This window comes from Actinomycetota bacterium (assembly GCA_018333515.1).
Classification (GTDB): domain Bacteria; phylum Actinomycetota; class Aquicultoria; order Aquicultorales; family Aquicultoraceae; genus Aquicultor.
Window position 1 is genome coordinate 1 of record JAGXSZ010000037.1, and the last position, 21,770, is coordinate 21,770.

At 55.3% G+C, this 21,770-nt stretch carries 22 protein-coding genes; 18 read left to right on the forward strand and 4 right to left on the reverse strand.

Features of this window, described 5'->3' with window-relative positions; translation table 11 throughout:
* Nucleotides 1-71: 71 nt before the first annotated feature.
* Nucleotides 72-299 carry a hypothetical protein gene (locus KGZ93_10710; GenBank protein ID MBS3910071.1) on the forward strand — a complete coding sequence of 76 codons (228 nt, stop codon included), beginning with the start codon at nucleotides 72-74 and terminating at the stop codon, nucleotides 297-299.
* A 159-nt stretch (nucleotides 300-458) separates the two neighbouring features.
* Nucleotides 459-827 carry a hypothetical protein gene (locus KGZ93_10715; GenBank protein ID MBS3910072.1) on the forward strand — a complete coding sequence of 123 codons (369 nt, stop codon included), beginning with the start codon at nucleotides 459-461 and terminating at the stop codon, nucleotides 825-827.
* Nucleotides 828-945: 118 nt separating this feature from the next.
* Here the strand turns inward: KGZ93_10715 and KGZ93_10720 are convergent, their stop codons facing one another.
* Nucleotides 946-1,716 (reverse strand): hypothetical protein, encoded by a 771-nt coding sequence (locus KGZ93_10720; protein ID MBS3910073.1) that lies wholly within the window; start codon nucleotides 1,714-1,716, stop codon nucleotides 946-948.
* A 251-nt stretch (nucleotides 1,717-1,967) separates the two neighbouring features.
* Between KGZ93_10720 and KGZ93_10725 the strand changes: the two genes are divergently transcribed.
* Nucleotides 1,968-2,267: a PqqD family protein gene (locus KGZ93_10725; GenBank protein MBS3910074.1), complete on the forward strand. Its 300-nt coding sequence runs from the start codon at nucleotides 1,968-1,970 to the stop codon at nucleotides 2,265-2,267.
* 143 nt (nucleotides 2,268-2,410) lie between these two features.
* On the opposite strand, the gene KGZ93_10730 is transcribed toward KGZ93_10725, so the two are convergent.
* Nucleotides 2,411-4,072, reverse strand: coding sequence for a hypothetical protein (locus tag KGZ93_10730; GenBank protein MBS3910075.1), 1,662 nt, complete (start codon nucleotides 4,070-4,072; stop codon nucleotides 2,411-2,413).
* Nucleotides 4,073-4,376: 304 nt separating this feature from the next.
* Here KGZ93_10730 and KGZ93_10735 point away from each other — a divergent pair, with 304 nt between their 5' ends.
* From KGZ93_10735 to hemL, 15 genes are all read left to right on the forward strand, one after another.
* A complete protein-coding gene (locus tag KGZ93_10735; GenBank protein MBS3910076.1) occupies nucleotides 4,377-5,123 on the forward strand; it encodes a hypothetical protein in 747 nt (248 codons plus the stop codon).
* A 150-nt stretch (nucleotides 5,124-5,273) separates the two neighbouring features.
* Nucleotides 5,274-5,699 (forward strand): cytochrome c maturation protein CcmE, encoded by a 426-nt coding sequence (locus tag KGZ93_10740; GenBank protein ID MBS3910077.1) that lies wholly within the window; start codon nucleotides 5,274-5,276, stop codon nucleotides 5,697-5,699.
* Nucleotides 5,692-7,725 (forward strand): heme lyase CcmF/NrfE family subunit, encoded by a 2,034-nt coding sequence (locus KGZ93_10745; GenBank protein MBS3910078.1) that lies wholly within the window; start codon nucleotides 5,692-5,694, stop codon nucleotides 7,723-7,725. Before KGZ93_10740 ends, KGZ93_10745 begins: the two co-directional genes overlap by 8 nt.
* A 25-nt stretch (nucleotides 7,726-7,750) precedes the next feature.
* On the forward strand, nucleotides 7,751-8,503 hold the full coding sequence (locus KGZ93_10750) for an ABC transporter ATP-binding protein (protein MBS3910079.1): 753 nt from the start codon (nucleotides 7,751-7,753) through the stop codon (nucleotides 8,501-8,503).
* 1 nt (nucleotide 8,504) lies between these two features.
* Nucleotides 8,505-9,185, forward strand: a complete 681-nt coding sequence (locus KGZ93_10755) for a heme exporter protein CcmB (protein ID MBS3910080.1) — start codon at nucleotides 8,505-8,507, stop codon at nucleotides 9,183-9,185.
* Nucleotides 9,186-9,210: 25 nt separating this feature from the next.
* Nucleotides 9,211-9,912: a cytochrome c biogenesis protein CcsA gene (gene ccsA / locus KGZ93_10760; GenBank protein MBS3910081.1), complete on the forward strand. Its 702-nt coding sequence runs from the start codon at nucleotides 9,211-9,213 to the stop codon at nucleotides 9,910-9,912.
* Entirely contained in the window at nucleotides 9,913-10,065 is a 153-nt protein-coding gene (locus tag KGZ93_10765) for a hypothetical protein (protein MBS3910082.1), read from the forward strand.
* Between the two features lie 45 nt (nucleotides 10,066-10,110).
* On the forward strand, nucleotides 10,111-10,995 hold the full coding sequence (ccsA, locus tag KGZ93_10770; GenBank protein MBS3910083.1) for a cytochrome c biogenesis protein CcsA: 885 nt from the start codon (nucleotides 10,111-10,113) through the stop codon (nucleotides 10,993-10,995).
* A 3-nt stretch (nucleotides 10,996-10,998) separates the two neighbouring features.
* A complete protein-coding gene (locus KGZ93_10775) occupies nucleotides 10,999-11,622 on the forward strand; it encodes a bifunctional precorrin-2 dehydrogenase/sirohydrochlorin ferrochelatase (protein ID MBS3910084.1) in 624 nt (207 codons plus the stop codon).
* The gene (locus tag KGZ93_10780; GenBank protein MBS3910085.1) at nucleotides 11,613-12,935 is read left to right on the forward strand and encodes a glutamyl-tRNA reductase; all 1,323 of its coding nucleotides are present in this window, start codon (nucleotides 11,613-11,615) and stop codon (nucleotides 12,933-12,935) included. The genes KGZ93_10775 and KGZ93_10780 overlap by 10 nt, the downstream gene beginning before the upstream one ends.
* Nucleotides 12,936-13,001: 66 nt before the next feature.
* Nucleotides 13,002-13,967: a hydroxymethylbilane synthase gene (gene hemC, locus KGZ93_10785; protein MBS3910086.1), complete on the forward strand. Its 966-nt coding sequence runs from the start codon at nucleotides 13,002-13,004 to the stop codon at nucleotides 13,965-13,967.
* Between the two features lie 82 nt (nucleotides 13,968-14,049).
* Entirely contained in the window at nucleotides 14,050-15,588 is a 1,539-nt protein-coding gene (gene cobA, locus KGZ93_10790; GenBank protein MBS3910087.1) for a uroporphyrinogen-III C-methyltransferase, read from the forward strand.
* Nucleotides 15,589-15,630: 42 nt separating this feature from the next.
* On the forward strand, nucleotides 15,631-16,620 hold the full coding sequence (gene hemB / locus KGZ93_10795; GenBank protein MBS3910088.1) for a porphobilinogen synthase: 990 nt from the start codon (nucleotides 15,631-15,633) through the stop codon (nucleotides 16,618-16,620).
* A gap of 260 nt (nucleotides 16,621-16,880) precedes the next feature.
* Nucleotides 16,881-18,029: a heme b synthase gene (ahbD, locus tag KGZ93_10800; GenBank protein ID MBS3910089.1), complete on the forward strand. Its 1,149-nt coding sequence runs from the start codon at nucleotides 16,881-16,883 to the stop codon at nucleotides 18,027-18,029.
* A 177-nt stretch (nucleotides 18,030-18,206) separates the two neighbouring features.
* Nucleotides 18,207-19,490, forward strand: a complete 1,284-nt coding sequence (gene hemL, locus KGZ93_10805; GenBank protein MBS3910090.1) for a glutamate-1-semialdehyde 2,1-aminomutase — start codon at nucleotides 18,207-18,209, stop codon at nucleotides 19,488-19,490.
* 212 nt (nucleotides 19,491-19,702) lie between these two features.
* On the opposite strand, the gene KGZ93_10810 is transcribed toward hemL, so the two are convergent.
* Nucleotides 19,703-20,497 carry a glucose-6-phosphate isomerase gene (locus KGZ93_10810; GenBank protein MBS3910091.1) on the reverse strand — a complete coding sequence of 265 codons (795 nt, stop codon included), beginning with the start codon at nucleotides 20,495-20,497 and terminating at the stop codon, nucleotides 19,703-19,705.
* 59 nt (nucleotides 20,498-20,556) lie between these two features.
* Nucleotides 20,557-21,735 carry an L-2-hydroxyglutarate oxidase gene (gene lhgO / locus KGZ93_10815; protein ID MBS3910092.1) on the reverse strand — a complete coding sequence of 393 codons (1,179 nt, stop codon included), beginning with the start codon at nucleotides 21,733-21,735 and terminating at the stop codon, nucleotides 20,557-20,559.
* Nucleotides 21,736-21,770 lie beyond the last annotated feature (35 nt).

Genomic DNA, 21,770 nt, shown 5'->3' on the forward strand with positions numbered 1-21,770 from the left:
CCGCATACTCCGGTTCACTAAAGTGGGTGTCGAGACAACCACTTAAATTTTAAATATGAGGAGGTCATGTGATGAAAAAAGCTTTAGTGCCGTTGCTGCTTGTCGCGCTGTTTGTGGTCAATGTGGCCGGGCCGGCATCCGCGCTCTGCCTCAAAAACGTATGGCCGGCGCCGGTTCCTGGTGAATATCTGCCGGTCGCGGATCTTTGGCTTGAGGATATATGGCCGGCTCCACCAGCTAATGATAGGTGTCTGCCGGCCGTACAACTACCTGGTGTACGGCTGCCGGTGAACGGGTAGTGATAAGAGGCTCGTAGTCCGGGGATTTTGCGGTTCGATTATTTTGTCATTCTGGTCGGTGCGCGGAAATGATATAGGGCGGCAACTGAACGATTCACTGACCAGCTGAGACTTGAACCGTAAAATCCCTTTATATACCAGCGAAAGGAGGTGAATCTAATGAAGAAAGCTTTAGCTATTTTACCGCTTGTCGGGATTCTTGTCCTTAGCATGGCCGGCAGCGCCTTTGCCAACCCGATCTACCAGGGCGGCTGGGGCAATTGGAATACCGCTATCAAGCATCAGAACGTAAACCAATCCGCCACGATTGTCAATGCGGCGTCCGCGACGTCGGGTTCCGCAGGTGCTATCGGCAATAACTCAATCGTGCCAATCACTACCAGAACAAGCGCAATCGCCCTGCATGGCACGGCAAAGAACCGCACCAATATTACCGCGAACAGTTTCGGCTTTGCAGTGGCCGCCAGCGCCCCCGCTACCTCTTTTAATGTCGTGGACAACGATGTAGTCCAAGTGGTTGTTCAGTAAGGCGAGCCGAGGCGCGAGAATATAAGCCCCCGCACCTCGGGTTTGAGTTACCGAAGCTGAGGTTGATGACCAGCATCAACCTCAGCTTCGGCTTTCACCGACACAAAACGGCGCTAAGCTAGTTCGCCGCAAAAAACCACCACTGGTCACCGTATTTCTTTGCGTAGAGATCCCAGGTCTTCGTGGTCTGTCCCGAGCCCGCGAACTCGATAACACCGTCGATGCGAATCTTTGCGACCTCGCTATATGTTTGGCCCGTATCGGGATGCCGCCAGGTCTTAAGCATGTTAGCCCGCGCTACTTCGAACGAGACGATTTTTAGGGAGTATTCTCTCTGTATCGCGTTCTTGTATTCGATATATTCGGCGCGCGAGACTTTCGCCTGCTCCTCGGGGCAGAGAAATTTATAGGTCTCGCCATGGAGATTCTCCTGCTTCGTCTTCATCCAGCGGCGCGCCGCTTCCTCGGGCGAGAGGCATAAGCCCACCGCGACTTTGTTCGAACCTTTCGTGATGTTGACGGTGCGCTCCACGGGCTCGTAGCCGTCTCCGCCGATGCGGATGGCGTGTTTTCCGGTTGCCAGGTCGCGCGCGAGAAACTTCCCGGACTTTACCATTATCGGCGGTCGGTCATCTATTACGACCTGCGCGTTATCCGGCGGACTCTGCCCGGGATATGATTCAGCCAGCTCGCCTCGGAGGTCGCCCTTGAGACCCAAGGCGACCTTTATAGTCCGCAGGCGGTTTTCTTGGGCGGGCGCCCAGTAATCGTACGTCGATCCCAGGACGACCGCGGCTAAGAGAAGGATGCCCAAAAAAACCCACGTCTTACGTAAACGACCTTTTCGCTCGACGCGCATATCGCTGCGCGAAGGATAATCGCTAAGCATAGCTTACCACCCCCAAATCAATAATCTGTCTTATGATTACCCAGAGAATCGCTGTGTAAAACTGCTGGAGGCCAATTAATAATAAGACGCTTCCAAGGATTAAAAAGCCTTGTTTAGCGTCGATGTCGGACACGCGTACCCAAGCGAATTCAACAGGCTTATGACTAAATCGGCGGACAAACGGGAAAATGACAAGTAAATACTTTTAGGGTAGCCCGAGGTAGTCAAGTCCGGCACGAGGGAAGATCGAGATGATGAAGATGAGCGACTGCCCGCTACGGGGAATGGATTCGGCCTCCTGTGTCATAAACAACCAAACCCTGATAGTGCAATCGTCGAACAAGAAACTCTATATCCTTAACGGCGCGGGCACAAAAATATGGGAGCTTGCCGACGGCAAGCATGCTATCGCCGATATCTTGGCGCGCCTCAGACGCGAGAGCCGCAAGCCGGATATTCAGCTCCGAAGCGAAACACAGGCCTTCATCGAAGAGCTGGTTTCGCGAGGGGTCTTGGTGCTCCTTAAGAAATCGCCGGATGTCGCGGCTTAGCGGCTTTCAGGCGCTTGCTAACCGTAAACCTTACGCTTATCCACGGCAATCCACTTTGGGGATAAACTGTGGAGTAATAGTCGAGCTTCCCAGGTAGCAGGCGTATAAACGCTCGACCCGGCGTCGAGCAATCACGCCTTCGCTCAGCGTCGAGACCGCAATATCTGGTAGACAAGGTAGAGACCGAGAATACTCGCCAGAATAAACCCGAGCAGCCCCAGGGCCGGGAAACCTAAGACCTTCGGCCCCACTTCGGCCGAGATGACCAACCCCGAACCCAAGACGATGGCGCTGACGATGAGCGCTACGGCCAGCAGGTTCGCCGAACGGCTAATCGTCTTCTCCAGGCTCTCCAGCCGGTGGTGCTCGAACTTGATTCTGAAGTCGTCTTTTACCAGCTTATCGGTGAGCAGGCCCAGATGGCGCGGCAGGCTTACCAGGAAGTCGCTCGTCTCCAGGGTCGCGCCGAAGAGCTTTACCGCCGAGAACTGCGAGCGCAACCTGGTCAAGACAATCCGCGTTATCGAGGCGCGCAGCGCCTCCGAGTAGTCGAAGTCGGGGTCGAGGCGTCGCACGATGCCGTCTACCAGCACGACCGTCTTCGCGAGGAGCGCGAAGTTACTCGGCACTTTTATATGGTTTCGCGTAATTACCGCGATCAAACCATTAAGTACGTCGGACAAGCCGATCGCCTCAATGGCGCGGCCGTAATATCGCGTAGTCAGGTTCCCGATGTCGCGAGAGAGCTGGTCGAAGTTGGTATCCTCGCCGCGCACGCCCAAATACATGACCGTCTCCGTCACGCCGTCACTGTTCCGGTCGACGAGGTCGATCAATATGCGCGCGATTTGCGACTGTAGATTCCCGTCGAGCCGCCCGACCATCCCCAGGTCTATAAGGTAGACCATGCCCTCGCGAGTGACGAGTATGTTTCCGGGGTGCGGGTCGGCGTGGAAGAAACCATCCTCGATTATCTGCTTGATATAGGCGCGAAAAAGCTCATTCGCGATGACCTTCTTATCGATTTCATCGGACTTCAGCTCATCGATGGCCGCTATATGGATGCCGTCGACAAATTCGAGTGTGAGAACTCTCTCAGTCGAGTAGTCGAGATAGACTTCGGGGAGCGTTATGTGTTTAAAGGGCCCGAGACTCTTCTTGACCCGCCCGATATTGCTCGCCTCCAGCCTGAATTCGAGTTCCTCATGGATGATGCGCTCGAACCCGTCGACCGTGCCCACGAAATCGTAATACCTGCCGGCAGCTTGGCTCCGCTGGAGGACGGAGGCCACATCGTAAAGGATTCGGATGTCTTGCTCGATGATCTCCTCGATACCCGGTCTGCGAACCTTTACCGCGACTTGCTCGCCGGTCTTGAGCGTGGCTTTGTGCACCTGCGAAAGCGACGCGGATGCGATAGGTTCTTCGGAAAAATAGGAGAATACCTCGTCCAAAGGCCGGCCGAGTTCGTCCTCGACCGTTTTCTTCGCTGTCGCGTAATCGAATTCGACTACTCTGTCTTGGAGTTTCTCGAGTTCCGCTATGTAGACGGCGGGGAGGAGGTCCGGGCGGCTGCTTAAAACCTGTCCGGCTTTTATGAAGGTCGGGCCGAGGTCTTGGAGGGCAAGCCTTAAGTTTCGGGCGCGCAGCTCCACCTTCTCGGCGGCGGTCACAGGGCCGCGCGGAAGACGGGGAAAGACCCGTCCCAGGCCGACCTCTTCCACGAGTTCCGAAAAACCGTACTTTGCGATGACGCTTCCTATCTCGCGGTACCTTGAGATGTGCGCACGCCTGCCCCTTGTCATATCTTTCTCCTGGAGAATCGCTCGTAATCTCTTTACCCGCTTGCTTTGGCCGTCAAACGGTAAGCATAAATCACACGCCTCCCACCGCTTACCTGCGCCGGACGGTCTCACTTAACTGCGCAATCGACTACGAAACCTTGATAATATGTTTCATTTTTGTTAAGCTGAATCTGTTTAGACAAGCGAATGAGCGTGTGAAGAAACAGGATATACACCACCCCTGTCAGGTCGGCTTGTCTAAACAACCAAACGCGCTTCCTGGCGGGGGTGTCCCTATTGCCGGCTATTTCGGCTAGAGGGCTTTTTGAAAAACGGTGAGTTTTTGCCGAAGATATGGAGATTTTCAAGCTTTATTATGGTCCTTAATCCGAAAAGGCGAAGAAAAGTTTTATTTGTCACCCTTGGGCTTATTATACTAGCCGTTATCCTCGCACTTGTTGCCCCGGAAGAGAAAACACTTGGCGGCTATATCAAGTTGATCTACATCCATGCCGCCGTTACCTGGGTGGGTATGCTGATGTTTGTGGTGTCGGGGGTGTTGGCGCTCGCCGCGCTCGTCCTAACACCTTTCCCGCGAAACATATCGTCGAAAGTCGATGACACAAGTATCGTCGACTGGTCGTCGGCGGCTCAGAGAACCGCTATCGATTTCTGGGCGACGAGCGTTATCGTCGGCTCGATAGCCGCGTATTTTACCTGGGGCAGCCTTTTCTTGCGGATGGAGCCGCGGATTCAGGTCGCTCTATTCATTCTCATCCTCGGTTTCGCAATCTCCCTCCTCGGCGAGATGTTTAGCGCCGGGGCGGTTCGCGCCGCTCTCAATCTGGCGCTGCCCGTCTCGGGCGTGTTGTTGCTCTCGTCGACGGGGAAGCTCGTCCACCCCAATAACGCCTTTTCGAATTCGGAGTCGTTCGAGATAAAGCTCTTCGCGGGGCTTATCGCGTTCGTATTTCTAATTGTGGCGATAAATTCCACAGTCATTTTCAATTCGCGATTTCGAGAACGGTGCTCGGACGCACGCCCTATGAGCGGAGGTCGGCAGGTCATGTAATCGTGTGTCTACATCAAGGTCGGGTAGGGTATGTGGTTGACCTGACCGGCTTTTGTGTTTAGACTACAAGCTGTAGTAAGAAGCTTTAAGCGGCCCCGTGGCCGACTTGCGGGCTCACGATTGTGAAAGAATTATTGAGAGGAGACTGAGATGGCGGATAGCAGGAGCAAGACTAGGCTATTAGCGGTAACCGTCGTTCTACTTGCGGTCGTTGGTTATATGATATACAGCTCGGCAGGCTCTACCGTAGCATACTTCAAAGACATAAACGAAGTGACTGCCGATTCGACGTATGTCGGCAAGACGGTCAAGGTCGGAGGGTTGGTCTTGAAAGACTCCGTCGAGAAAGACGGGAAGACGGTGACCTTCAAGATCTATGAAAAAGACAGAAAGAACAGTCAGATAACCGTAGTCTACAGCGGCCAGTTGCCTTCGCAGTTCGGAGGCGATGTCGAAGCTATCGTCGATGGTAAGCTCGTTTCCCAAGAAAGAATCGAGGCCGATCGTTTAGTGACCAAATGCCCATCCAAGTATGAGGGCGAGATGAAGGAAGAGAAGGGGAAGACGGATGAATAATGTCGGTTTTTTTGCCCTGGTGGCCGCGATAGTCTTGTCGCTCTATACAGCGTATAATTTTTACGCGGGCAGCAAGACGAAGATGGGGGAGAAGTTCGAAAAAGCCGGGAACAACGGCATTATCTGGCAGTTCGCCACGATTACCTTCGCGAGCATGATCCTTTTTATCGCCTTTGTCAATAACGATTTTTCATTCGGATACGTCGCCGACCACTCCACCATAAAGATGAGCGTCTTCTATAAGATAGCGGCTTTCTGGGCGGGGCATGAGGGTTCGCTTCTCATGTGGTTGTGGATGATAAACGCCTTTACGGCTGTGATAGCGTTTCGCAACCGCAATAGCGACAAGCTGACCAACGGCGCCCTTTACATCTCAAATTATGTCCAGTTGTTTTTCATGTTGACTATCTTGCTCGCCAGCAACCCGTTTCGCGCGGCGCTTCCCGGGATGGCGATGCCGACCGGCGCGGGCTTGAACCCGCTCTTGATGCACTGGGCGATGGTGCTTCACCCGCCGACGCTTTTTGTGGGCTACGCCGGCTTGACCATCCCGTTTGCCTTTGGCATAGCGGCGCTGATCAACCGCGACTCATCGAGCGATTGGGTAAAACGCTCCCATTTCTGGACGCTTTTTGCCTGGTTCTTCCTGACCGTCGGCATTTGGCTCGGCGCGGTCTGGGCCTATGTCGTCTTGGGCTGGGGCGGCTTCTGGGCATGGGACCCGGTCGAAAACGCCTCGATTTTGCCGTGGTTTGCCGGCACGGCCTTGCTCCACAGCTTTACGATGTATCGCCGGCGCGGCGGTATGAAGATATGGGCCGTCTCGCTCGCGACACTCTCGTTCGCAACATGTATTCTCGCAACGTTTATCGTCCGCTCCGGCCTTATCGAGTCGGTCCACGCGTTTCCCGAGCTGCGCTGGGATCTGACCTTTCTCTTCGGGGGCCTGATGCTTGTCTCCGGCGCGCTCACCGTCTACCTCGTCCAGTCGCGCCGGGAGGAGTTCGAGACAGAGGAGTTTTTCGGCGACTTTCTCTCCAAGCACTTTACCTACTACCTGAACAATGTCGCGTTAACTGCGTTTACCCTGATAGTCGCGGGGGCGACGGTCATACCGCCGTTCTTCAGCCAAAACTTGGGCCCCGAGTTCTACAACCGGTTGGCGCAGCCGCTCGCTATCTTGTATCTATTATTGATTACGATTTGCCCGTTTCTCGGATGGACTAAGACCAATGGCGGCTCGTTTTTAAAGCAAATGGCGGTGCCGTTTGGCGTGGCGGCCGTTGCCGGCGTCGCCTTTCTTCTGGGCTGGGGCGGCGAGCAATGGATCAGCAAGCCGATGGGCTTTGCGACAATGGTGGTCGCGGTCTTTTCCACTGTAGCCATCCTCGAGCTATTTTACCTGGGGGCGCGGACCAAATCCAAAAACCTCGGCATCGGGTTCGCCAGTGCGTTATTCTCGATTTTCAGGTTTAATCGGAGCCAAACAGGAGGTTACGTGAGCCACCTCGGCATGGCGATAATGATCTTCGGCATAGCCGGCTCCATCTTGTACGTCCAGGAAATCCCGGCGACGCTGGGCTCGACACCGGGCGAGACGGTTCGGGCCGGCAGGTACGAGCTAAAATTGAAAGAATTCCGTCAGACGACCCGGCTCGGACAGCAGGTAAACAACGCCGTCTTCGAGATACGAAATCTTGAAAAGGGAGCCAACGCCCCGGTGCGCGAGATAGCGCCGAAGATGGTCTTCCACGAGTTGCAGCAGCAGCAGACCCTCGAAGTGGACATCCACTATGAGGCGTTTCGGGATGTCTTCGTCGTCTTCAACGGGGTCGATGAGAAGGGCAATATCACGCTAAATATCAAAATAAATCCGCTGATATCCTTTGTTTGGCTGGGGAGTGTCGTGCTCGGCATAGGGACGGTGGTCGCGATGTGGCCTAAATCGACACGGCCGCGGATAACGGCGCGCCGGCGGGAAGACGAAGAAGCCGGCGGCGCAAGCCCGGCTAAAGATATGGATTAACGGCAGTACTATAGTGCCAAAACAGATGGCGGAATCTTTAAAAAACGAAAACCAATCGCATACGGGCGCGCACGCTGAAATCGAGGTCGCGGGTCTCTCGAAGTATTTCGGCAAGCGCAAGGTATTGACAAAAATATCCTTCGAGCTGGAAAAGGGAGGATTCCTCTCGCTCTTCGGCCCGAACGGGGCCGGCAAGACCACGCTCGTCAAGATACTCTCGACGCTGGTCGCTCCGAGCGAGGGCACTGTCTCGGTGGCGGGTTTGGACCCTTATAAGAACTCGGCCGCGATACGCTCCAAAATCGGGCTCATCTCGCACAGCCCGCTCCTATACCTGGATTTGAGCGCTGAGGAGAACCTCAAGTTCTATGGCGCCATGTACGGGGTCGACAACCTCGACAACCGCATCGACGAGCTGCTCGAACAGGTAGAACTCGACCACCGGCGCTATGACCTCGTGCGAACGTTTTCGAAGGGCATGACGCAGCGCCTCGCTATCGCGCGCGCTCTCTTGCACCGGCCGTCGGTACTCTTTTTGGACGAGCCGCATACCGGCCTCGACCCCCATGCGGTCGATATCTTCGAGAGCCTGCTCGACACCATCCGCCAAGACCATACCTTCATTATGATCACGCACAACATCGAGCGCGGCCTCGCGCTCTGCTCGAAGGCGATGATTCTGTACAACGGACAGATAGCGTTCTATCAGAACAAGGCGGACCTGGACAAAGAGATGTTCAACGAGATATACCGCCAAAAAGTAAAGGGTGAGCGCTAAGATGTCGGCGGGCAAACAGGTCTTCGCGATAGTAAAGAAGGACGTGCTGGCGGAGCTTCGCACCAAAGAGATGGTCATCGCCATGTTTCTCTTCGTCGTACTGGCTATGGTCGTCTTCAGCCAGGCCTTCGGCGTTATCTTAAACGACCTCGACCGCGTCGGCGGCGGGCTTTTGTGGGTCGCGTTCTTATTCATGTCGATGCTCGGCTTGAATCGCTCGTTCGTCCATGAAAAAGACGAAGGCTGTCTTGAGGGTCTGCTCATGTCGCCAATCGACCGCCCACTTATCTTCTTCGGCAAAATGCTCGGCAACCTGCTTTTTTTGACTATCGTCGAAATAATCGCAATCCCGATATTCTTCGTCTTGTTCAGATTGGAGCTGGGCGCGAGCATGGCCGGAATCTTTCTCGCAACGATTTTCTTGAGCAATATCGGCATCGCGAGCGTCGGCACGCTCCTCTCGACCATCTCGATAAATACGAAGACGCGCGATTTGATGCTGCCGATACTTTTCATGCCCGTTATAATACCGCTCTTGATTGCGGCGGTAGGCGCGACGGGGGGCCTTATGTCCGGTGAGGATCTGGCCGAAGTCTATCGCTCCATGCGGTTTATCGCCGTTTATGATATAATATTTTTGCTGGTAGCATATGCTCTTTACGATTATGTGATAAGCGAATAGCAGCGGTCTTACAGGAGGTGGTTGAGTGAAAAAATCGTCGTTGGTCTTGGCGAGTGTCGGTGCGGTGCTTCTCATGGCCGGAATCTATCTCGCCTTTTTCGTAGCGCCGGATGCCGTAGTAAGAATCGATGATAGAGAACTCGTAAGGTATAGCCAGAAGATATTCTATTTCCATGTCCCCGTCGCCGAGACCGCGCTCGTATTTCTTTTACTCGGAGGTTTTTTTGGCGCGATGTTTCTCGCTAAAAGAAAGCGCTCATACGAGCAGATGAGTTACGCGGCGGTCGAAATCGGCTTTATCTTCGTCATTCTGGTGATGCTTACGGGAATTCTATGGACACGCGCCGATTGGGGCGTCTGGTGGGAGTGGGAACCGAGGCTTACTACATTTTTAGTTCTCACACTGATGTATGCCGGGTACTTCGTTTTGCGTTCCTCGGTTCAAGAGGAGAGCGCGAAAGCGCGCTTCGGAGCGATATTTTCGATAATCGCGGCGGTAAATGTGCCCTTGACCTTTGTGGCGGGGCGGCTCGAGTCGCTCAAACCCGTCCACCCGACGGTATTTACCCTACAAGGCGCCTCGATGGAGGGGCCGATGCTCGCCGCGTTTCTGGTATCGATGTTCGGGATGCTGTTTTTTGCGTTTTCGCTTTTTATTATGCGCCTCGACTTACTGCGGGCGCGCGAAGATATTGAGTACCTAAAAGAAGAGCTGGAGGTAGGATAGATGGAATTTCAAGAGGCCTGGCCTTACGTTGTAGGCGTTTATATCGGTATCTGGGCGGTTCTCTTAATTTACGTGATAGTCTTGCAAAACAAACTTGCCGCCGTAAAGCGAGAGCTTGATTCGCTCAGTAAGGCCGTTGAGAGAAAGGGCTAAGGGCTAGATGGGTAAGGTCTTTACCTTGGGTCGGGAGCGAGTATTTTGGAGAAATTAACAGTCGTTGTCTTTTGGCTGGCGCTGGTGTGCAGTGTCGCCAGTAGTCTGGCGTATATCGGGAACTTCGTCTCACGGGCCGAACGTCGGCTCCATGTTTATATGGCGCTCGGTACGGCACTGGCATCGTTTTTACTATTGCTTGTCGTAATATTCGTGCGCGCCGGTATGCTGGGCATATCGCAGACCGCGGGCCCGTTTACGGTTCGCGTCGTTTTTGCCGCAGTCGTCATCGGCGTTTTTCTGCTGATAGAGACGGTGTACGCGGGTAAAAACCCGAAGGTAAAAGCGCTCGGCATGTTCGTCATGCCGGTATCGGCGCTCTTGCAGTTTATGGCCTGGCATTCCTACGCGTTGACCGAGCCGTTGACCGAGCAGCTCCGCCATTATTGGGTCGGTATCCATGTGACCTTCGCGGTCTTTGCGTATTCCGCGATGACGGTCGCGTTGGCGATGGCGATTATATACCTCTTGCAGGAGCGGCAGTTAAAGAACATGCGTAAGAAGAAGCCGGGCAAAATATTTCGTAAACTGCCGTCGCTTGAGACATCGGACGAGTTTTGCCACAAGGCGATAACATTTAGCTTCACGTTTTTGACGCTGGTCATCGCCACCGGTATTATTAGGGCCGAGATGCTGCCGGAGTGGTCGCAGTGGTATATGGACCCGAAGATTTTGATGGCGATCGCCACTTGGGTGGTGTATGGCGCGTACTTGTTCGTTCGCTCGACGCTAGGATGGCAGGGCAAAAGATCGAATATATTTGCTATACTCGGATTTGCAGTCGCAGTATTCACGTACCTTATAGGCAACAGCGATATCATAACAGAGATCATACCGAGCATGCATAGATATGGTGGAGGTCTCGGGTAGGTAATGGCTTTTTATCCTCTATATGTTGACCTAGAAGGCGGGAAGTGTGTCGTTGTCGGCGGCGGTGAGGTGGCCGAGCGCAAGGTAGCCTCGCTGCTGGAGTGCGGCGCGGATGTGCAAGTCATAAGCCCGGACTCAACGCCGGGGTTAGAGGAACTCGCTCGCGAAGGCAGGCTGAGCATCACACGCCGCGGGTATCGTCGCGGCGACCTTGACAAAGCGACGCTCGCGATAGTCGCGACCGACGATAATGAGGTAAACACAGAGGCCTACCGCGAGGCAACCGATAACCGAATACCGGTCAACGTCGTAGACGTACCCGAACTATGCTCCTTCATCGTACCCTCGACCATTCGCCGCGGCGACCTTGTTATCAGCATTTCCACCAGTGGGAGCTGCCCCGCGCTGGCAAAGCACATTCGCGAAGAGCTTGAAGAGACTTATCGTGATGAGTACGGCGACTTTTGCGATATCTTGAGGGACTTTAGGGCGCGGGTCATGGACAAATATGACGACCCGAAAGAGCGGAAACGAGCGTTGGGCAGGTTGATAGAGTCCGACGCGATAGATTTGATACGCGCGCGAGACGACTTGGAGTTAGAGGAAAGAGTAAGATCATGCATGTAATAATTGCGGGCTTAAGCCACAAGACGGCCCCGGTAGAGATCAGGGAGAAGGTCACCTATCCCGAGCAGGTCCTATCGGAATCACTTCATGCGCTGATAGGGTATCCGAGCATCAACGAGGCGGTCATCGTCTCTACCTGCAACCGCATGGAGATCTATGTTGTCGCAAATGACCTCGATAAAGGGAAAGACCATATCATCCAGTTTATCTGCGATTGCCACAGTCTCACGCGAGACCAAATCCGCGATTACCTCTACTTCCACGAAGGAAAAAGGACGATGCACCACCTCTTCCGGGTCGCATCGAGCCTCGATTCGATGGTCGTCGGAGAGGCGCAAATCCTCGGGCAAATTAAGACCGCCTACAATGCGGCTTTCGAAAACGACGCCACCTCGACCATATTCAACCGCCTCTTCCGCCACGCGCTCCTGACCGGCAAGCGCGTCCGCACCGAGACGGAGATAGGCGAGAACGCGGTCTCGATAAGCTACGCCGCGGTCGAACTCGCCAAGCGCGTCTTCGATTCGCTGGAAGGCAGGACGGTCATGCTCATCGGCGCGGGTGAGATGATAGAGCTTACCGCGACGCATCTTATAAGCAACGGCGCGAACAAAGTCATCGTCACCAACCGTACCTTCGATCGCGCCGAAGCCCTGGCGCGGCGGTTTAACGGGAAAGCGGTGCCGTTCGATGAGTTTATCGACCACATGGCCTTCGCGGACATAGTGATCAGCTCGACCGGCGCCCCGCACACGGTGGTCGGCAAAGGGCACGTCACGCAGGTAATGCACAAACGCAAGAACAAGCCGATATTCTTTATCGATATAGCGGTGCCGCGCGATATCGACCCCGAAGTCGCCAATATCTATAACGTCTTCGCCTACGATATCGACGACCTTGATTCCGTCGTCCAGACCAACCTGGAAGAGCGGAAAAAGGCCGCCGAAATCGCCGAGGCGATTGTCGATAACGAGGTGGGCCACTTTAGCGCGTGGTTGAGCACCCTCGAGGTGGCGCCGGCGATTGCGAGCCTCAGGCAGCACGCCGAATTAATCAGGAAACAGGAACTCGAGAAGCACCTGCGCAAACTGCCCAACTTGACCGAGTCGGAAATCAATACGCTCAACGCGATGACCTGCGCGATAGTCAACAAGATTCTCCACAAACCGATTGTGAAGACCAAAGAATACTCTAATCGAAAAGACGGTTATCAATATGTCGATTCCTTCCGCTTATTGTTCGACCTGGAAGAGGAAGAGGAACAAGACGACTCGCCCGGTTTTATGGCGAAGGCGGAACTAAAGCGGAGTTGACGGTTGATGCGCGTCCAGCCGACGGCACAATATAGTCTGAGTCTTAGCTTGAAGATAGGTGGTTAAATGGCGAAAAACAACAGATACATTCTGGGAACCCGTGGGAGCAAGCTGGCCCTTTGGCAATCGAATCACGTTGCCGCGACACTTAAAGAGAAGGCCGGCGTCGATATCGAGTTGAAGATAATCAAGACCCAGGGTGACAAGATTCTGGACGCGCCCCTATCGAAAATCGGCGATAAGGGTCTTTTTGTTAAAGAAATAGAGACGGCCCTTCTGGAGTGCGAGGCCGACCTGGCGGTGCACAGCAGCAAAGATGTGCCGACGCAGATTCCCGAAGGGCTTGTGCTCGGCGCGTTTTTGAAACGCGTCGACTCCCGCGATGTCCTCATCGCCCGAGACGACAAGAGCCTCGATGAGCTGCCCGCCGGGTCTATTGTGGGGACGAGCAGCTTGCGGCGTATCGCCCAGGTGCTCAACCGCCGGCCCGATTTGCGGATAAAAGATATTCGCGGCAACCTCGATACCAGGCTAAGCAAGATGGAAGACGGCGAATACGACGCGATTATCCTGGCGGCGGCCGGTCTCGACAGGATGGGTTGGAACGAAGGGATAACCGAGCGCATCGCAACCGAGGTTATGTTGTCGGCGGTTGGCCAGGGCGCTATCGCCGTGGAGATTCGAGACGACGACGAGGAGATGAGAGAACTCATGCGCCATCTCGAAGACGCGGATACGCGGGCGGCGGTCATCGCCGAGCGCGCGCTCCTGCGCGAACTCGAAGGCGGCTGTCAAATCCCTATCGGCGCGCTCGGAGTAATCGACGGCGGAAAGCTCAAACTCGACGGCATGGTCGCGAGCTTAGACGGCAAGAAGATGATTAGAGATGTCATCTCCGGCGACCCGGCCGACGCGGAAGCGCTCGGAGTCGAGCTGGCCAACACGCTCCGGGGCATGGGAGCGGATGAGATTCTCGCCGAGGTGCGCGCCCAAGCGCAAGTCGTTCCGAACCCCAGCCACACAAACGGGTAACAAACGGGGACGTTCCTCTCCGAGGGGGACGTCCCTATACACTATATATAAAGGTATAAAGAAGCGAGGAACGCGTAAGAATATGGCAGGCAAAGTCTTTTTAGTCGGGGCGGGGCCCGGCGACCCGAAACTAATAACCCTTCGCGGGCTTGAATGCATCGCCCGGGCCGACGTGCTGATCTACGATCGCCTGGCGACCAACCTCTTGTTCGAGCACGCAAAACCCGGTGTCGAGTATATATACGTCGGCAAGGCCGAGGGCAAGCACTCCGTCAAGCAGAGCGATATCAACCAGATACTCGTCGACCAAGCGAAAGAGGACAAAATAGTTACGCGCTTAAAAGGCGGCGACCCGCTCATCTTCGGGCGCGGGGGCGAAGAGGCGCTTACACTCTTTGAAAACGGTATCGACTTCGAGTTCGTGCCGGGGGTCTCCTCGGGCAACGCGGTGCCCGCGTACGCCGGCATCCCGGTGACCCATCGCGGGATGACCTCGACGGTCGCGTATGTGACCGGCCACGAAGACCCGTTAAAGCCTAATACCGATATCGACTGGAAGAGCCTCGTCGGCATCGGCACCATAATCTTTTACATGGGGATGCGCAATCTCCCCAAAATCGTCGAGCAACTCACGGCCAACGGGCGCAGCGACCAGACGCCGGTCGCCGTCATCAGGTGGGGGACGACCCCCCAGCAACAGACGGTCATCGGCACGCTCGCCGACATCGTCCAAAGGGTTACCGAGGTCGAACTCAAAGCCCCGTGTATCATCATCGTCGGCGAGGTGGTCAGCCTGCGCGAGAAGCTCTGTTGGTACGAGAAGAAACCGCTCTTTGGAAAGCGGATCTTGGTGACCAGGGCGAAAGAGCAGGCCGGCGCGTTCACCGACTTCCTTGCCGACCTCGGCGGCCAAGTAGTCGAGATACCGACAATCAAGATAGCGGGTCCCGATAGCTTCGATGGGGTCGACCGCGCCCTGGAACGTCTGGAGAGCGGACCCGGATATGACTGGATTATTTTTACCAGCGCCAACGGCGTCGAGTATTTCATCGAGCGGATGAAGCGGCTCGGCAAAGACATACGGATTTTAGCCGGCTCCAAGATAGCGGTCATCGGCCCGGCGACCGCGCGGGCAGTCAAGAGGCTTTTGATGAACATAGAAATCACGCCGAAAGAATTTGTCGCCGAGGGTCTGATTGATGAGTTCGAACTCGAAGGCGTCGAGGGCAAGAGCTTTCTCATCCCGCGCGCCAAAGTCGCGCGAAGTATATTGCCGGACACCTTAAGGAAGATGGGCGCCGAGGTCGATGTGGCCGAAGCATACCAGACGGTCCTCGACGACGACGCGGCCTTGCGAATCAAAGAGCTGCTGAGCAAAGGCGCAATCGACATCGCGACCTTTACCAGCCCGTCGACCATCGACAACTTCGCGAAACTCGTCGGACCCGATTTACACCGACTCATCGACGGTCTCGCTATCGCGGTCATCGGCCCCGTCACGGCGGACGCGGTTAAAAAACTCGGCCTCAACGTCGATATTATCGCCGGCGAATATACTGTTCCCGGTTTGGTCGAGGCCATCGTCGAGCACGCGGGGGCCAAGGCGCCCGCGAACATTTAAAAGGATTTTAGTGAGTATATCGAATAGAGGGAATGATGGCGCATGAATTTTCCAGCTTACCGGCCGCGCAGACTGCGCGCCAATGAAAACCTGCGACGTATGATACGGGAGACCTCTTTGAGTGTGGATGATTTCATCTACCCGCTCTTCGTCGCCACGGGTGAGGGTTTCAAAAAAGAGATATCCTCGATGCCCGGCAATTACCAGATGTCGGTCGAACTCATCGTCGAAGAGGCGAGAGAGGTGCGCGACCTCGGGATACCGGCGGTCATTCTCTTCGGTATACCCGAGTCGAAGGACGAGGCGGGCTCGGGCGCCTATGACGACGACGGCATAGTCCAGCAAGCGATTCGCGCCATCAAAAAAGAGGTTCCCGGTCTATTGGTAGTGACCGATGTTTGCCTCTGCGAGTTTACCAGCCACGGCCATTGCGGAATCGTGCGCGAGGGCGAGATCTTAAACGACATCACACTCGAACTCTTAGCCAAGATGGCTGTCTCCCATGCGGAGGCGGGTGCCGATATGGTCGCGCCGTCCGACATGATGGATGGTCGCGTAAGCGCTATCCGCGCGGGGCTAGACGCGAACCGCTTCGACAATATCCCGATTATGGCGTATTCGGCGAAGCAGGCCTCGGCGTTTTACGGGCCGTTCAGGGAAGCGGCGGAATCTACCCCGCGGTTCGGCGACCGCAAATCGTACCAGATGGACGCGGCCAACAGCCTCGAGGCGTTGCGCGAGACCGCGCTCGACATCGAGGAAGGCGCCGACATCGTCATGGTAAAACCGGCCTTGAGCTGCCTTGATTTGATATATATGATTAAGAAGGAATTCGGCTACCCGACCGCCGCTTATAACGTCAGCGGCGAGTTTTCGATGGTAAAAGCGGCGGCTGAAAAAGGGTGGATAGACGAGCAGAAGGTCGCCCTTGAGATTCTTACCGGCATCAAGCGCGCCGGCGCCGACATCATCATCACATATCACGCCAAGGACGCCGCACGCTGGCTGAAGCAAAAGGGGTCAGGTCTTTAATTTTTAGTTTTATGTGCTATCATCCCGAGCGAAGCCGAGGGATCTCTTAAGCTAAGCGTTGTGTTAGCACAGAGAGATTCTTCAGTCGCCTCTGGCTCCTTCAGAATGACATATGCCGGTTTTATGCATGTGTGACGGCGTACCGGCCAATGCGTATGTAGCGACTAGGAGCGTGCTGGCAATATTTGGTATATAATAGAAGAGATGGGCTCGGGTAGCCTATCAGTAACATACCGGAGGTTCTTGTGAGTCACCATGAGATGGCAAAAGCCGAGATAAATGAGTTAAAAGGGGCGGCGCCCCCACCGAGGATGATCGCTTGGGAGATTACGCGAAGCTGCAATCTGGCGTGTGTCCATTGCCGCGCATCCGCGCTGCACGGACAATACGAGGGAGAACTCACCACCGACGAGGCGAAAGCGCTTCTAGATAATATAAAATCGTTTAGCAACCCGATTATAATTCTGACCGGCGGCGAGCCGCTGGAACGCCCTGATTTCTACGAGATAGCGAAGTATGGGCGAGAAATCGGGCTTCGCATGGTGCTTGGAACGAATGCCACGCTTATGACCCCGGAAATCGCCGCTAAGCTAAAAGAGGTCGGCATCCCCAGGATGAGCGTGAGCATCGATTTCCCGACCGCCGAGAAACACGACGAGTTCAGGGGCCTTACCGGTGCGTTCGAGCAGGCGGTAAGGGGCATCAAAATAGCCCGGGAAGCCGGCGTCGAGGTACAGATAAACTCGACTATCACCAAACTCAATGTCGATTACCTCGACGACCTTCTGAAATTCTCGAAAGAGGTCGGCGCGGTCGCTTTCCATCCGTTCCTGCTCGTTCCGACGGGACGCGGCAAAGACCTCGAAGAGCAGGAACTCCCGCCCGAAGATTACGAGCGCACCCTAAATTGGGTCTACGATATGCAAAAAGCAGAAAAAGATATCTTCTTCAAACCGACCGACGCGCCGCACTATTTCAGGATAATGCACCAGCGGGCGAAGGAAGACGGCGAGAAAGCCTCGAAGATGATGGCCGGGCACCCGCACGCCTCACGCGGCCTTGAGACGATGACGAGGGGTTGCCTCGGCGGTATCGGGTTCTGCTTTATAAGCCATGTCGGGCAGGTTCAACCGTGCGGCTACTTCGAGAAAGCCGCCGGCAATGTAAAAGAGCGGTCTTTCAAGGAAATATGGGAGACCTCACCGCTCTTCACCGACTTGCGCGATTACGATAAATTGAAAGGCAAGTGCGGTATCTGCGAGTTCAAGCGGGTCTGCGGCGGTTGCCGCGCGCGTGCCTTCGAGGTCACCGGCGACTACCTCGCCGAGGAGCCGTACTGTGTCTACGAGCCGAAGGCGGGCAAGCGAGCGGCGGCGACCGGGTCGGGCTGTGGCGCGCCGGGTTGTTAATATATAATTAACGTTAATTAATTGATAATGGTTATCAGTGTAATCCCAAGCCGCCAAAGCTTGGGATTATTGCGACATCCGTTATCCAGCAGCTATGTTATAATATAATGAACAAAATAATGTTCAGATATAATAAACAATTGTCCATTAATTTATTACGATTAACGGAGGTAGGCTATGAACATATCCAGGTCGCAAGAACTCTTCGAACAAGCCCGGCAAGTCATCCCGGGAGGCGTAAACAGCCCGGTTCGCGCATTCAAATCGGTCGGCTTGAACCCGCTTTTCATCTCGAAAGCAAAGGGTTCCAAGATTTACGATGCCGACGGCAACGAGTATATCGATTATGTCGCGTCGTGGGGTCCGATGATTCTCGGGCACGCCAACGAAGAGATAAACGCGGCGGTGCGCGTCGCGCTCGAAAACGGCACCAGCTTCGGCGCGCCGACCGAACTCGAAGTGGAGATGGCCGAAGCCGTCGTCGACGCCGTGCCGTCGATTGAAAAGGTGAGGATGGTCAGCTCGGGCACCGAGGCGACCATGAGCGCGATACGCCTCGCCCGTGGTTTTACCGGGCGGAGCAAGTTCGTCAAGTTCGAAGGGTGCTATCACGGCCATTCCGACAGCTTGTTGGTACAGGCGGGCTCGGGCGTGACCACGCTCGGGCTGCCCGACAGCCCCGGCGTCACCAAGGGCGCCGCGCAAGATACCATCAACTTGCCCTACAACGACCTGGCGGCGGTCGAGGCGCTCATCCGCGAGAAGCACGAAGATATCGCGGCGGTCATCATCGAGCCTATCGCCGGCAACGCGGGGGTCATCCCGCCAAAAGACGGTTTTCTGCAAGGCCTCCGCGAAATCACTCAAGAACACGGTGTGGTCTTGATTTTCGACGAGGTCATAACCGGATTTCGCGTAGCCTACGGCGGCGCGCAGCAATATTACGATGTAGTGCCCGACCTCACTTGTCTGGGCAAGATAATCGGCGGCGGCTTCCCGGTCGGCGCTTTCGGCGGGCGCGCCGACATCATGGACGCGATCGCTCCGGTAGGGGCGGTCTACCAGGCGGGTACGCTCTCCGGCAACCCCATAGCGATGACCGCGGGGCTCGCGCTACTCAACATACTCAAGAACCCGGCCGTCTACGAGCGGCTCGACAAGATGGGCGCGCGCTTTAGCGACGGCCTAAAATCAGCCGCCGCGGAAGCCGGCGTCGCGGCGCAGTTTACCAGAGTAGGCTCGCTCAGTTGCATGTTCTTCACCGACGAGCCGGTCTTCGACTACCAGAGCGCCAAGAAGTCCGATACCGCGCGCTTTGGAGCGTACTTCAAGTCGATGCTCGAGCAGGGGATAAACCTGGCGCCCTCGCAATTCGAGGCGGCCTTCGTCTCGGCCGCGCATACCGAAGATGACATTGACCGCACCATCGAAGCGGCCCGCACGGCGCTGAAGTCGCTGTAATCCGTAGCTCAGCCTTTAGGTCTGGTAGAAAGCGTGCAATTAGGGCTAAAGTCCCGAGACAAGCACAAGGTACAGGGCGAACGCTGCAGAACGCTATAAAAATCAAATATAGCTGGCAACATTACTTAGACGCAATAAAAACAGTTCAGCTAAGAAAAAAGCGCCCGGCCATATCTAGCCGGGCGCTAAAGCGTTCTTCTAATGAAAAAATGTTATCCCAGAAGGCTCCCGGTCAGCTTAATCGCTCCGGCAAAGGTCTCGGCGTAAGCTTTTGGGTTTACCAAGTAGTCGAATTTCTCGGGGTTTTGCGTTATCGCGACGTATAGCGGAACCGCCTCCGTCAAGCCGAAGTCGGGAATCTCGTTGGCGCGAGCCCATTGCGGATCACCCGCAATCTCATAGTTAGCGTTCTTCTCCCAGCTGAAGTCCTCCAGCTCGTAAAAGGCCGCCCCGCCCGCCTCTTCGAGCGGCGTATAAATCGACTTGAAACCATCGGCGGTAACGTTGCTCATCACCAGCGGCTCGTTTTCGGGATTGATTGTGATGTGGCCGTAGCCCGGCGGGATGACGACCTTCTGCCCGGGCAACGCCTCGACGACGAACATATCGAGCACCTTGTTGCCTTCTACTTTCTGGCAGATGTAGTGCGCCCGCCCGCTTACGACTTCGTAGACCTCGGGGAAGGTGATGTCGTTCCCCGGAACCGGCGGGTGATAGTGCCCGACCGTTTTTACCAGTTCGCGCCCGACGACACCGGCCTGTATAACCGTGATGTCGTAGCGGTAGTTATAGCGCCGGAAGAGTTCCTTGTCTTTATCCCAGCCGATATCGCGATACATGAAATAGGCGTCCTCGGGGCCCCTCAATGTAGAGTTCGGGGCAAGCACCTTTTTGAAGTCTTCCAGGTGACGGACGTCCGGCTCGACCACCGGCAAGCCGTCCTCAAAAACCAGGCTCGTCCCGGCGAGCTTTAACGGCAGTCCAGAGATTGTCTCAAGGTTTCGCAAATCCACCCCTCCGTATTCTTGTCCACACTCGTTCGGTCTCGGTCATTATTCGATGGATATTATTCGATAAGTCCCACTACATATTCGGCAAACGCGAACGATGACGTGAATGCCGGTGATACCGCGTTTAGAATATGTATCGAATTCTCGTGCGTCTCGACGACAAAGTCGGTCGCAAGCTCCTGCTCGGATGTGTCGAAAAGCTGCGCCCGTATGCCGGTGTTCGGATAAGTCTCGATGTACGAGTATTCCAGCGCCGGCAGCAGCTCCTTCGCTTCCTTGAAGAACAGGTGCGGCACGTACTTACTCATTTCCTTAATGCCCAAAAGCAAGTAGTTCTTATCGCTGACGAGCTTTCTCGCATTACATTTCAACGCGCTGACCAACTCATCCTTCTTGATATGGTCGAAGAAGCCGTAATTTTCTTTGCTCAGCGCGGGTATCGCCGTCGGCCCTATCTTGACGATGCCCTTTGGGGTGCGGGTGAAGTGGACGCCGAGAAAAGGGAAGCGGATATCCGGGACGGGGTAGATATTCGAGCGAACCATATGCGCATGCTCGTCTTTGAGCCGGTAGTAGAGGCCTTTGTACGGGATCATCACATATTGGCGCCCGACGTTGTACATGTGCGCGATTTTGTCCGAATAAGCGCCGGCCGCGTTGATGAGCGTGCCGAAACGCAATTTTAAGCCCTCCGCGTCCGCCGTGTGCCTGTCGTCGACGCCCGTCATCTTGACACCGAACCGCACTTCGATACCGAGAGCCCTAGCGTCCTCAAGGAGCTTTTCCAAGACCTCCATCGGGTCGACGGTGACGGTGTTGGGCGAGTAGAGGGCAAAGCCCGTTGTCGAGGCGTAAGGCTCGATCTCTTTGAGCGCTTCTTCGTCGACCATCGTGACCTGCGCGCCGTTGGCGAGCGCGCGTCGTTCCAGTTCTCGCAGCGCCTCTATCTCGGACGCGCTCTTGGTCACGATTACCTTGCCTTTTACTTGCGCTATGTTTTTCATGTCGCAGTATTCTCGCATCGTCCGATTGCCTTCGACGCTGAGCTTGGCTTTGAGCGTGCCTGGTTTGTAGTAGATACCGGCGTGGAGAACGCCGCTGTTGCGCCCACTGGCATGCGCGCCGAGCGCGCCTTCTTTGTCTATAACGCAAATCGACCCACCGCGAGTCTTCTTGATTTCGATTGCGATGGTTAAGCCGACGATACCGCAGCCGACGACTAGATAGTCATACATGATCAATCCCCGTTTCAGTCTCGAGTTATTCTTAT